Annotated in this window: 8 protein-coding genes; 2 read left to right on the top strand and 6 right to left on the bottom strand. The window is 55.4% G+C overall.

From position 1 onward, the window contains the following. Nucleotides 1-2 precede the first annotated feature (2 nt). Nucleotides 3-1,496, bottom strand: coding sequence for a DUF1501 domain-containing protein (locus ACTJIK_RS04820; protein ID WP_440645217.1), 1,494 nt, complete (start codon nt 1,494-1,496; stop codon nt 3-5). Between the two features lie 5 nt (nt 1,497-1,501). Continuing rightward, the gene (locus tag ACTJIK_RS04815; RefSeq protein ID WP_440645216.1) at nt 1,502-4,243 is read right to left on the bottom strand and encodes a DUF1553 domain-containing protein; all 2,742 of its coding nucleotides are present in this window, start codon (nt 4,241-4,243) and stop codon (nt 1,502-1,504) included. Nucleotides 4,244-5,200: 957 nt separating this feature from the next. Between ACTJIK_RS04815 and ACTJIK_RS04810 the strand changes: the two genes are divergently transcribed. Next, entirely contained in the window at nt 5,201-5,506 is a 306-nt protein-coding gene (locus tag ACTJIK_RS04810) for a hypothetical protein (protein WP_440645215.1), read from the top strand. A gap of 244 nt (nt 5,507-5,750) precedes the next feature. Here the strand turns inward: ACTJIK_RS04810 and ACTJIK_RS04805 are convergent, their stop codons facing one another. From ACTJIK_RS04805 to ACTJIK_RS04790, 4 genes are all read right to left on the bottom strand, one after another. Next, a complete protein-coding gene (locus tag ACTJIK_RS04805; protein ID WP_440645214.1) occupies nt 5,751-7,286 on the bottom strand; it encodes a RagB/SusD family nutrient uptake outer membrane protein in 1,536 nt (511 codons plus the stop codon). Nucleotides 7,287-7,304: 18 nt separating this feature from the next. Continuing rightward, complete coding sequence (locus ACTJIK_RS04800; RefSeq protein ID WP_440645213.1) at nt 7,305-10,820, bottom strand: SusC/RagA family TonB-linked outer membrane protein; 3,516 nt, start codon at nt 10,818-10,820, stop codon at nt 7,305-7,307. Between the two features lie 130 nt (nt 10,821-10,950). After that, complete coding sequence (locus ACTJIK_RS04795; RefSeq protein WP_440645212.1) at nt 10,951-11,844, bottom strand: FecR family protein; 894 nt, start codon at nt 11,842-11,844, stop codon at nt 10,951-10,953. A 70-nt stretch (nt 11,845-11,914) separates the two neighbouring features. Further along, nucleotides 11,915-12,505, bottom strand: a complete 591-nt coding sequence (locus ACTJIK_RS04790; protein ID WP_440645211.1) for an RNA polymerase sigma factor — start codon at nt 12,503-12,505, stop codon at nt 11,915-11,917. A gap of 136 nt (nt 12,506-12,641) precedes the next feature. Here ACTJIK_RS04790 and ACTJIK_RS04785 point away from each other — a divergent pair, with 136 nt between their 5' ends. Further along, a complete protein-coding gene (locus ACTJIK_RS04785) occupies nt 12,642-12,938 on the top strand; it encodes a hypothetical protein (RefSeq protein ID WP_440645210.1) in 297 nt (98 codons plus the stop codon). The last annotated feature ends 198 nt before the right edge of the window (nt 12,939-13,136 follow it).

Genomic DNA, 13,136 nt, shown 5'->3' with positions numbered 1-13,136 from the left:
GATCAGCCTAATATTTCATGAATAACGTGCCCTTCCACATCCGTGAGCCTGAACGGGCGGCCCTGGAACTGGTAGGTCAGTTTCTCATGGTCAAAGCCCAGCTGTTGCAGCATGGTGGCGTGAATATCGTGTACGGCTACTTTGCCTTTCACGGCAGCGAAGCCTATTTCGTCTGTTTCTCCCCAGCTGAACCCTTTACGGATACCGGCGCCGGCCATCCACATGGTGAATGCCTCCACGTGGTGATCGCGGCCGAGGAACGGCATTTCTTTGCCGTCGCGGTTTTCCTGCATGGGCGTTCTGCCGAATTCGCCGCCCCATACAACGAGCGTTTCGTCCAGCAGGCCGCGTTGCTTGAGGTCCAGCAGCAGGGCGCTGATGGGCTTGTCTATCTCGCGGGCCTTGTTGCGCAGGCCGTAGTCGATGGAAAGGTCTTCGCCGGTGCCGTGCGCGTCCCAACCCCAGTCGAACAGCTGCACAAAGCGCACGCCTTTTTCGACCAGCTTGCGGGCCAGCAGGCAGTTGTTGGCAAATGCTTCCTTGCCGGGCTGCGTACCGTATAGCTGGTGGATATATTCCGGTTCGTCGTTGATGTCCATCACCCCGGGTACGGAGATCTGCATTTTGTACGCAAGCTCGTATTGCGAGATGCGGGAAAGTATTTCAGGATCCTGGAAGGTTTCGTATTCCAGCTTATTTACTTCGTTGATGGCATGAATGGATTGATAGCGCATATCGCGGTCCATTCCTTCGGGATCGGTGAGGAACAGCACGGGATCGCCTTTGGAGCGGCACTGCACGCCCTGGTAAACGGAGGGCAGGAAGCCGCTTCCCCACACGCTTTTACCCGCATCGGGCGTTTTTCCGCCTGAAGTGAGCACCACGAATCCGGGCAGGTTGCTGTTCTCGGAACCCAACCCGTAGGTCACCCACGAACCGATGCTGGGCCTGCCCAGGCGGGCGCTGCCCGTGTGCATGAACAGCTGTGCGGGCCCGTGGTTGAACTGGTCTGTCTGCACGGCTTTCAGGAAACTTACATCGTCCACCATCTTCGCGAAATGCGGGAGGTGATCGCTCACCCAGGCACGGCTTTCGCCATGCTGGGCAAACACTGCCTGCGGCCCGAGCATTTTGGGCACGCCGCGGATGAATGCAAATTTTTTCCCTTCGAGGATGGAAGGCGGACAAAGCTGGTTATGCAGTTTCTGTAATTCAGGTTTGTAGTCGAACAGTTCCAGCTGGGAGGGCGCGCCTGCCATGTGCAGGTATATCACGCTCTTGGCCCTTGCCGGGAAGTGCGGCGCGCGCGGCTCAAGCGGGTTGAGGCTTTGAGGCATGGAGGCATTGCTGCCGGAGCCGGAAAAAATATTACATCCTCCCAGCAGGGAACCGAGCGCGGTAGCGCCGATGCCTGTTATGCAATCCTGCAGAAAGTGCCTGCGTGAAAAATATTTCGCCGCTCTTTCATTCGCTTCATGTATGATCTTCTCTGACATATGTATCAGGATTTTGAGAGGAATTCATCCAGGTTCATAATTGCATTGGCCACTACGGTCAGCGCCGCAAGGTGTTCCATGCCTTTCTTTGGTTCGGGGGCCTGCAGGAAAGCCGCTGCCGCTTTGGAGTCCTTCCCGAATTTGGAGAAGGCCTGCGTGTAGAGCTTTTCCAGGACGGCCTGTTTGGCAGGTGTGATGTTCTTATATAACGCCCGTTTGTAGCCCGCCTGTATACAGGCCTTGGCATCTTCCCCGCCGCTTTCCTGCATGCGCAGGGCAAGGTTGCGGGCGGCTTCCACGTACACGGGGTCGTTGAGCGTTACGAGCGCCTGTAATGGCGTATTGGTGCGGATCCTGCGTTGAAGGCACACTTCCCTGCTGCTGCCGTCGAAGGTGATGGCGGAAGGGTAAGGGCTGGTCCGTTTGATATAAGTATATAGCGCGCGCCGGTACTGGTCGCCGTTTTCGGAGGTTTTCCAGTACTCGCCGCTCCATACGGTCTGCCAGATATTGTCCGGCTGATAAGGCATTACGCTGGGGCCGAGCATTTTGTAGCTCAGCAGCCCGCTCACAAGCAGCGCCTGGTCGCGCACCTGCTCTGCCGTCAGCCTGAAACGCGGGCCACGGGCAAGGTAGCGGTTGGCGGGATCTTTTTCCTGCAATTCAGGGGAGCTGCGTGAATCGCGTTTGTATGCGTCTGACAATACTATTTCGCGGAGCAGGCTTTTCACGCTCCAGTTATGCGAGTACATGAACTGGTACGAGAGATAGTCCAGCAGCCCGGGATTGGAAGGCAGGAAGCCCTGCGTGCCGAAGTCCTCCAGCGTTTCAACGAGCCCTATGCCAAACAGCTGTTCCCACAAACGGTTCACCATCACGCGCGCGGTAAGCGGGTTCTTTTTATCGGTGATCCACATGGCCAGCCCGAGCCTGTTGCGCGGTGCATTGGCCGGGAAAGGATTGAGCGAGGCGGGCACATCAGGCTTCACTTCTTTGCCATGCACCATCCAATTGCCCCTTTCGAAAGTAAAGGTGGGCCTGAACAGCTCCTGCGCGTTTTCCACCATCACCGGGTGACTGGGTGGGCTGGCGTCCACCACGGTGTAGTAGGCCTTTTCCACGGATCTGAACCCGGGCTGGTCTTTACCGGGCAGCTCGTTGCGGAAAGCGAACCATTCGATGGTGGTGACCGGTTCCAGCGGCCCCAGCGAGGGATTGCGGAATACAAAATAAAGGTCGCGGCGGCCGGGCAGCGGCTTGATGTCCACCTCCACCACATGCACGCCATTCACAATGGCCGAATGTCCTATCACGGGGCCTTTCAGGCTGTCCACCCGCACTTCCACGGTTCCGCCGTTTTTGGAGGTGCGGCACTGGATGAAGAGTTTGGAACGGTTGTCCAGGAATACATTTTTCAGCCGGCAGCTGCCGCCGTGGCGGCAGGCGGTGAACTTGGTGTCCGCCAGTTCGCCGTTGATATATTTATCGCAATCGTGCGCATGGCGCTTGGGTTCGAGCGTACGGAAGAAACCGGCCGTTTCTTTGGAGGAGGCCTTTGTGCCATAGCGGGCTATCCAGGCGGTCACGGAATCGATGCGTTTGCGGTCCAGGCTGTCGTAGAGGCGGAGCTTGGGATGCTCGCCCCAGGTGTCTTCATCGCGGGTATTGTTGAGGAAGGCCATCAGCTTGTAATAATCCTCGAACCGGAAGGGATCGTAAGGATGGCTGTGGCATTGCACGCAGGCGATGGTGGTACCCTGCCATACTTCCATGGTGGTGTTCACCCGGTCTATGATAGAGGCGGTGCGGAATTCCTCGTCCTCGGTGCCGCCTTCATCGTTGTTCATGGTGTTGCGGTGGAAGGTGGTCGCGATCATCTGGTCGTTGGTCGGGTCCGGCAGGAGGTCTCCTGCCAGCTGTTCCGTGGTGAAGCGGTCGTAGGGCAGGTCCTGGTTGAAAGCATTGATCACCCAGTCGCGGTAGCGCCAGAAATCGCGTTTCACGTCCCTCTCGTACCCTTTGGAATCCGCATAGCGCGCCAGGTCCAGCCACATGGCAGCCCAGCGTTCGCCGTAATGGGGCGAGGCCAGCATGCTGTCCACCATTTTTTCGTAAGCGTTGGGGGAATTATCTGCAAGGAAGGCCTTCATCAGCTGTTCCGAGGGCGGCAGGCCGGTGAGGTCGAGGCTGAGGCGGCGCAGGAGGGTGATCTTGTCCGCCTGCGGGGCTGCCTCCAGTTTTTCTTCTTCCAGTTTAAGGTTGATGTAATGATCCACTCCCCCTTCTTTCGCATTTTCCGCTCCAAATCCGGCCGTAAAACTGCCGGTTGGACTGGGCTTGTCCGGGGGCACATAGGCCCAATGTTCGCCCCATTTGGCCCCCTGGTCCACCCAGCGGGTCAGTATGTCGATCTCTTCTTTGCTTAAGGGAGCGGCTTTATAGGGCATGCGCTCTTTCGGGTCCCTGTTGTGCAGGCGGCGGATGAACTCGCTGTTCTTTGCATCGCCGGGGATGATGGCGGGGTGGCCGCTTTTCGTGTTGCCGAGGGCTTCTTCCCTGAACAATACACTGAAGCCGCCGCTTTGTTTCACGCCTCCGTGGCAGCTGATGCAATGTTTATTGAGGATGGGTTTTACGTCCGCGCTGTAATCCACCGGCCGGCGGCTGTTGCAGCCAATGGCGGTTATGCCCGCTAAGGCAGCGGCACTTAAAAACAATAAGAGCCGGGACGTGGTGAAGTAATGCATGTTACTGTAGTTTGCTTATCCTTTCTGAGTGGTGGGTGGAATCCGGTGAAAAAGTACGAAAAACCGCGCACGTGTGCAACTCAAGGGTAAAATAGGCTCTTTAATAGTTAATATTCGCATAAATTGAAATATTCCATACTTTATATGAACAAATATATTTCAGGATGATAGCGTATAAAGGGTTGATTGTATACATTCGTGACACTACAATCAGCTCCTCTGCAAAAACCGTATAGGCAGCGGGTTCCCTTACCGGGAACCCGCTGTTTTTTTGGGACGGACAGGAAGCGGGAATAAAAAAGGGGCCTTCCGGCCCCCGTCATTCAATCAAACAACAGTATTTTTTTAATGATATGCTTTAAAAAAGAAGGGTGAAAGAATTCACCCTCCGGTATATGCATACATTAGACATGAGACTTATTTGGACAACCGGTTGCAATCGCTCAGCCTGCTATTCGCTTCACGCCGGTAGTTGTTTTTGGCCAGTTGGTTTCCGCAGCGCCTGGCATTCCCGTTTATCCGGGTCCGTAATGGGTACGGGAAACTTGTTCCCTGCTTGCTTATGCAGACGACAAGTCGCCGCCCTTTCCTGCTCCTCACATTCCTGAGCCCACAAGGCGGATAAAAGAAAATGCTGCCTCAAAAGGCTGCACTCATAAGGCTTTGTCCGGGATTGGGGCTTGGACGAATGAAAGGCCGGCCAGCGAGTAATGCACGTACGTTTGATCCAGTAATCCGCCGGACAAGCCTTTACGGGTTTCTCAACTTCCGTAAACCGGATGGAACAACATTACAGGTGCTGTTCTATACTAAAGAGTGGATTTTAATAGGGGAAGGGTGAATCTCCCCAAAAAAATAATTTGAACGAAAATTCACCCTTTCCGCCGTTTTTGGTGTCTTTTCCAAGTAACTCCTTCTTTAATTATGGAATCAATCGCTACCAGACTAAAATGCTTCTTGGAGCATAAAGGCCTCAGTACTACTGCCTTCAGCCGTGCCCTGGATTACAAGAGCTGCGAAAAGATCGCCCGCCTCTTCCGGTCACATGGCGCCAAACCGAGTGTGGACATCGTGGCGGACATTGCCCGGCGTTTCCCTGAATGCAACATCCGCTGGCTGATCAGCGGGCAGGGGGAAATGCTTCATGCAGCCTATCGCGAAACTTCTGCAGGCAGCCTGCTCGAGTTCCTCCCCCAGCGTTCCTTTCCCGCATTCCAGCTGGAAACTGAAGTGGAAGCCATCGGGGAAGAACAGGCGCAGTAATACCCGCCGTGCTCAATAACGGCGCAATTCCGTTCATTCACTTCCGTGCAATGCGGGATTGAACTGCCGTATCGCTGCAGCTATGCAGTACACGGCGTTATGCCCTGCAAAAGCTATTGCAAAAACCAACCAATATTCCCGCGATAACCCTAATTAAAAAGGGCCTGCCTGGAGAGGCGGCCCTTTTACCTAACATCTACTTTTATATATCGCTTTTATCAAAAATAGACACCTGTGAAATCGCTTAATTATAGCCCTGGTTCTGGCCAAGGTTGCCCACCCTTACATCTTCATTGGGGATCGGCAGCAGCTCGTTCTTGTTCGCCCTGAAGCCCAGCGGGCCCAGTTCTGTGGCCGCTTTGCCCCAACGCACGAGGTCCAGGTAACGGAAACCCTCGAACGCCAGCTCCAGGAACCTTTCGTTCACGATCGCGTCGAACAGCGCGGCGCCGGCGGGTTGAATTTCCGGCAGCTTAGCCCTTACCCGTACTTTATTCAGCTCGGTCCTTGCGCGGCCTTCGTTGCCGGAGCGGTAATAGGCCTCGGCGGCCATCAGCAGCACATCCGCATAACGGATCAGCTTGGTATTGGTGCCGTAGTTCAGGTCTGTAACGGCTCCGCCCTCGCTGGTGGTCTGGGTGGCAAATGCGCCGTATTTACGCTGCCAGTATCCTTCAAAATCCCATACATTGGTGGCGTTCCACTGCCCGCCGCCAGCCCTCAGCTCGGTAACGGACAGGATGGTATTCTTCCGGCGCTCCACGTCGCCGGCGGCAATAAAGGCGTCGTATAATTTCTTTTTAGGCAGGTTGAAGCCCCAGCCGCCCAGCAGCGAATCGCCGGGCATGGCCTTGTACGGCTCCTCGCGGGGGCCCATCAGCTTGATGTGGATATTGCTTTCCACCTGCCTGAAACGGTCCCAGGGAAAGTTGTCCCAGTTATATTTTTTAGCGGAAGAGAAGGGCACTTCAAATACGCTTTCAATACCAAACTCCCCCTGTTTTGAGAATGCCGCCGGGAATTTGCCTTCCAGGTTATATTCGCCGGAAACGATCACATCGTTGAACTTTGCAGCGGCATCGGCCCACTTTTGCTGGTAGAGGTATACTTTACCCAGCAGCGCCTGCGCCGTTCCTTTCGAAACCCTGAAGCGCTGCGCCGCAGGTAATGCGCTTTTCACAGGCAGCACGGCAATGGCTTCCAGCAGGTCTTTTTCCAGCTGGGCGTATACTTCGGCCCGGGGCGTACGTTTGGTGGTATTGTATTGTTCCGGTTTCAGCTCGGTCAGTACAAGGGGCACATCGCCCCATAAAGCAGCCAGCTCGAAGTAATAATATGCCCGCAAGGTTTTGCATTCCGCCACCAGTCTCTTTTGCAGGTCGGTTTCACCTTTCACGCGGTTGATCACCTGGTTGGCGCGGTACACGCCAAAGTAGTTCACCCGCCATGTCCACAACACGCCCTGGTTCTGGGCATCGGTGGTAAAATCGTCCAGGCTCTGGTAATGGCTCTGGTCGCCGGGATCGTTGCCTCCCGCATTCCCTTCGTCAGATGGCAGGGTTTTCACCAGCAGCGGGCTGCCCCAGCCCCAGTTGTATTCAGCCTGTAAAAAGTCATAGGCTGCAAAAGTGGCCGCAAGCGCATCGTTATCTGTCTGGTAATACTCCTCGATCGGCGTTCGCCCGGGAATATCCTGGTCCAGGAAATTCTTGCCGCAGCTGCTGCTTATCAGCAGGGCGGCCGTTCCGGCGATGATATATTGAAAGCTGTTTCGTTTCATGATGATTGGAATTGCAGGTTAAAAACTAAATGAGAGGCCGACGATAGCTGTGCGGGGGATCGGGTACACGCCGCGGTCGATGCCCAGACTGTTGTTGTCGTTGCTGCCGGCCTCGGGATCCATTCCCTTGTATTTGGTAAAGGTGAAATAGTTGTCCAGCGAACCGTAGATCCGCGCATTGCGGATGTGCGCCTTTTTGAGCAGGCTGGCCGGAAGTGTATAACCAAGCTGCAGCTGACGGATACGGGTATACGAACCGTCGAACAACATTTTGTCGCTATTGTAGGCATACTTGCTGCCGGAGTTGGGTGCAAACCACGCATTGGTCTTGTTTTCGGGGGTCCAGCGGTCTGTCCAGAAAAATTCCGGGCGGTTGGCCGTAGGCCTGTCTATCCTGTTGAAGCCCATCAGCACATCGTTCCCCTGCTGGCCCTGCACCAGCACCATCAGGTCGAAACCCTTGTACGACATCGTGAGGCGGGCGCCGTATACGAAATCAGGATGCGGGCTGCCGATGTACTGGTAATCCCCGTCGGAGATCACGCCATTGCCGTCCGTATCAACCGGGATAGGATCGCCTACTTTGATGCCCTGGTCTGTGGTGTGGTTCTTCAGGAAATCGTCTACCTGGCTTTGCGTCTGGAAAATACCGTTTGTTTTAAAGCCCCTGAAATACCAGATGGGCTGGCCCTGTTCAAACCAGGATGCCCGCCAGCCGGTGCCTACCTCGCTCCCCGGGATCCTGTCCACGAATTCATTCAGCGAAACTACTTCGTTCTTAATGGTGGTGAGGTTGGCGCCTATCTCGAATTTAAATGCCCTGCTGTTGTCGTTGCGGTAGCTCACTTCAAATTCCCAGCCTTTGTTCCTCACATCACCGCCGTTCACGATGTGCAGCACGTTGCCCACAAAACCGGGCACGGTGCCGGGTGTAAGCAGGCCCTTCGTGAGCTTGTTGTAATAATCCACCACCAGGCTGAGGCGGTTGTTGAAAAAGCCCATGTCCGCGCCAAAATCAAGCTGCTCGCTGGCTTCCCATTTCAGGTAAGGATTTTCCAGCCCCGCGGGCTCGGCGCCCACCAGGAAATTGTCATTGAGATCGGGGAAGCCGATGCCTTCTGTAGTGATGAGCGACTTCCAGTCGCCGATCCTGATATTGGCGATGCTGCCGTTCTTACCCCAGCTGGCGCGCAGTTTCAGGTAATTCATCACGCCGTCAGGGAAGAAGGATTCGTTGCTGGCCACCCAGCCTGCGGACAGTGAGGGGAATGTGCCCCAGGTGTTGGCCGGCGGCAGCAGCGACGATCCGTCCCTTCTGAGGATGGCGTTAAAAAGATATTTGCCCTTGTAATCATACTGGATCCTGCCGTAATAGCTCACCATGGAGGTTTGCGTGGCGAGGCCGTTCAGGCGGTCCTGGTCGTCGGGCACAAAGTCCGGGTAAGAGAACTTATCGTCTTCACGGAACATGCCGGAAGTGGTGCCGTTCAGCCTGTCGTAGCCGCGGCGCAGGGAGCTCATCCCGGCCATCAGGCTAACGTCGTGGTGGCCGAACTTGCGGTTGTAGGTGGCGAAATTTTCCCACTGCCAGTTGTACCAGTTCTCATTGTTGTCTATCGTACCGGCCGCAGTGTTCAGCCGCACGCTGGACCACCAGAAGGTGGGCGTCCAGGCGTGGTTGCGCTGGAATGCGGCATCCAGGCCAAAGCGGCTGGTAATTTTCAGGCCTTTAACAGGCTCCAGCTCTGCGTACACATTGCCTACCACTTTATGCTGGGTGGTGAAATTGTGCGTGATGTCCATTTGCGCGAGCGGGTTGCCGGCTTCGCCCCAAACATAGTCGGACACGCCGTAGTAGCGGCCCTGCGGGTCCCTGATGAGGGAATATCCCGCAGCGATGGCTTCCTGCACGCGTTGCGGTAGCGCGCCGGTGTATACCACGGGCATGGTGGGGTCCAGCAGTATGGCGTTGTTGATCACTGAGCCGAATTCATCGTCTTCCGTTATGCCGTTCGTTTTATGGTAAGCGTAGCTCAGCCTGTTGCCGATGTTCAGCCAGGGCTTCACCTGGTGGTCTGTATTGAGGCGGACGGTGTAACGGTTGAAGCGCGCTTTGTCGCCGCCGATCACGCCGTCCTGCGCGTAGATAGTACCGCCAATGAGGTAGGACGACTTTTCGCTGCCGCCGCTCACGTTGAGCGCATAACGCTGTACGGGCGCGTTCTGCGATATTTCATCGAGCCACATGGTGCCTGTTTTCCCTTTCCAGTCTGCCGGATCGGGCCTGTCTACCGTTACGCCGGCGGCTTCCAGGTATTGACTGTATTGCTCGGCGTTCATCATCTTCATGGGATTTTTGATGCGCTGGCTGCCGTACTGCATACTGAAATCGATGCGCGGGGTGAGATCTTTGTGCCCGGTTTTGGTAGTGATGATCACTACGCCGTTCGCGCCTTCCGCGCCATAGATCGCCGCTGACGCAGCATCTTTCAGCACTTCCACGGATGCGATCTCGGAGGGGTCCAGGTATTCGATGCCGCCTGCCCGCATACCGTCTATGATATACAGCGGCTCTGAAGAACCGTTGGAACCTGTACCGCGGATGCGTACGCGCATGGCGCTGCCGGGCGAGCCGGAAACGGGCAGCACGGTTACACCCGCAGTGCGTCCCTGCAGGGCCTGCTCTATGCGGCTGGAAGAAACGGTGGAGATTTCCGCGGCCTTGATGGAAGAGATCGCGCCGGTCACCAGGCTCTTGCGCTGGCTGCCGTAGCCTACCACCACCACTTCATTCAGGTCGCGGTTGGATACGTCCATCGTGACGTCTACCGTACGGTCGGACGTTACCAGGATCTCTTTGGATTCATACCCCAGCAGCGACAGCTGCAAGGTTTTCCCGGCCAATGTTTCCAGTGAATATTTACCGTCGCCATCCGTCTGGGTGCCCCGCATTTCCCCCTTTACCTGGATGGATACTCCCGGCAGCGGCGTGCCGCTCTCGCCGTCTGTAACCCTGCCGGATATACGTACTTTACGGGCCGTGTCTACCATCGCACCGCTCACCATCATGCTGGTGGCGCCGTTGAGCCTCAGCAACGGCTGGGCAGACTGCTCCTCATCGCTGGCTTCCTGCTTTGCGGGGCCGGGGGACTTTGGGCGCGGAGCCTTATTATCGTTCAGCGGCACAATGGCCCAGGTATTGGGCTGCACAGCCTGCGCCTGCAAACCATGCGGCACCAGCAGGGCACGGAGCATTTCCTCCACGTTGCCGTAAGCGGAAGGCGTGAAGCTCACTTTTACCCTGGGTAGTTTTTTGGCTTCATACAACAGGTCTACCTTATAATCTTTGTGGATCTCTTTCAGCAGCTGCACGAGGGTTTTCTGTTGCATTTTGTCTTCAGCCGGCCGCTGCCATCCCGGTCGTGGTTTGTGGTTCAGGGCCACGTCCTGCCTGGCTTCAGCGTACGACCCGCTGGCAGCGGCTGTGAAGGCCGCAACCAGCATGGCCGTTTTCAGCAAATAGTTAAAGTTCATAAATGGAATTTTTGATGCGGGTAAAACAAATTTTATTTTGGTTGACATTATTCGGGCTTTCAGACCTTTTCCAAAGGCTGTCAGTTCTTTCGTTCCTTGCTATTTTCTGATGGGTATTACTCCGCCGCTATCAGTCCTTCGCGGAAAATACCAGTTGATGATCTTTCTCCTCGATCTCGATGTTCATTGTCAGGGAAAGCGCCCTGCTCAGTTGTTCTATATTCTCGGCATACAGATCGCCGCTGATCCTTTTCTGCGCAATCTCCGGGTCTGCAATAACTACTTCGTACCCGAATTTGGACAGTATCATGGTGGATATATCTGCTATGGATGTATTGTCGAAATGATAACGGTGGTTCCGCCAGTCTGCGATCAGCTCCGTGTTCACGGCTTCTTTCAGCTGCGAAGCGTCTTTGTCCACCAGCACTTCGTCTCCCGGCTTCATCATGATCACTTTCGGGCCCTGGCTGATGGGGGCGTTGGCGGTGAGCTGCACCCTGCCTTCTTTGAGAGACACGGTGGTGCGGGCGCCGAGCATATTCACATTGAATTTGGTGCCGAACACTTCCACGTCTATCTCTTTAGCATGCACGATAAAACGCGCGTTGCCGGCGCCGGGCTTTTTCGTGATCTCGAAATACGCCTCCCCTTCGAGCCATACGGCGCGGCTTTCGGCAGCATTCCATTCTTCAGGGATGCGCAGGGTTGAATTGGCGTTCAGGTAAACGAGGGAGCTGTCCGGCAGGAGCACCTGCCTGATCTCTCCGTAAGCGGTGCGGTACTCCGTCATGCTGCCGGAAACAAGATGGCAGTATATAAAATAGGAAGCATAAGCCAGGAGGGGAAGAGCAACCGCAGCGGCCATGACCCGCAGTATCCTCCGGCGTATAACGCCGGGGCGCTGGCGGCTCAGCCGGGATTCGATATTGCGCCAGCTTTCCTGCGTCTGCTCTTCCGGCACCTGCCGGCGGCGGAAGCGGAAGGGCGCATTCCCGGGGTCCTGCTGTAAAGACGGATCTTCCATAACGTGTTTTCATAGAAGACACGGGCATGCCGCTTTTTATACTCTTTTTTGGGAAACTTTTTTTGAGGGATCAGGTTAACGCTTTGAAAAACAGCCACCAAAGCGGTATCTGGCCCATTAAATTCCTCAGCTGGGCAATGGCTTTATGCGCCAGGTTGATCACGCTCTGGTAATTGACCTTCATGATCTCGGCTATTTCCGGGTAGGGAAGCTCTTCATAAAATCGGAGATAGATCACCTCCTTCTGCCTTTTGGGCAACTGGTTCAGGTATTGGCTGAGCTTCAGCTGCTGCTCCGTTTGCTGCTCGGCGGCGATAATAATTTCTTCGGGGGAAAATTCGATGTCGGGTTCTTCGCCGGGAAGGATCTGCATGGACCTGATGCCGCGCAGCTGGTTGAGCGCCTGCCGCCGGAGCGCAGTGAAAAAGAATGCGCGCACGTTGCGCAGGGGGCCGGTGTCCTTTTTTTTGTACCATACGCGGATGAACACTTCCTGCACTGCGTCTTCCGCAAGACTTTCATCGCCAAGCATGGCGATCGCGTACCGGAACAGTACCGGGTGCAAATGGCTGTGAATGTGCGCATATGCTCGTGTATCTTCCTGCAAAACGGCCTCCCAGTAGCTGGTCAGGTCCTCGCCTTGGTCATAGGTACCCGGCATGAATAATGATGATCCCTGGGTTTTTTGAATGTGGAACCTTCCTGTAAAATAACGAATCTGCGGGAAAAGAATGTTTATCTTTAAAAATAGACAAGGGCGGTATACCGCTGATTCCTGTGCTTAATATCTCTTTACTATGATCGGCGTTTTTTGGATAATGATGGCAGTGGTCTGGGTTTTCATTATTATCGTAGCAGTTAAAAACAGGCGGCGGGGAAATGGGTACGATACGGACCCTGGAGTCCCGGCAGATCACGCGCATTTCAACGCAACACATCACCAGCCGCCCGCGGGGTTCGACGGCCATGACGGCGGCAGCGGAGGCGGTGGCGGCGCAGAAGGCGGATGGAGCGACAGCGGCGGCGATTCCGGCGGCGGAGACAGTGGCGGAGGGGATAGTGGCGGCGGAGACGGCGGCGGCGGCAGCGATTAAAAGAAAAAAGGCACAAGCTGAAGCTCGCGCCCGTTATATTAGCAGCATATTCCTATAAGGCAGTTTAATGTCTTCCGGCGCGGGCCCGGGCATCTATACAGACACCCTGCCTGCACCCGCTATGAAGGTTCCTCAATCTGTTACAATTCAACTTCTCCCGCCTTGCGGCAGGGAATGGCATTATTGTTATGTAAATGG

The sequence above is a fragment of the Chitinophaga sp. 22620 genome, assembly GCF_052044405.1.
Taxonomy (GTDB): domain Bacteria; phylum Bacteroidota; class Bacteroidia; order Chitinophagales; family Chitinophagaceae; genus Chitinophaga.
This window is presented reverse-complemented; position numbering and strand designations above follow the sequence as displayed.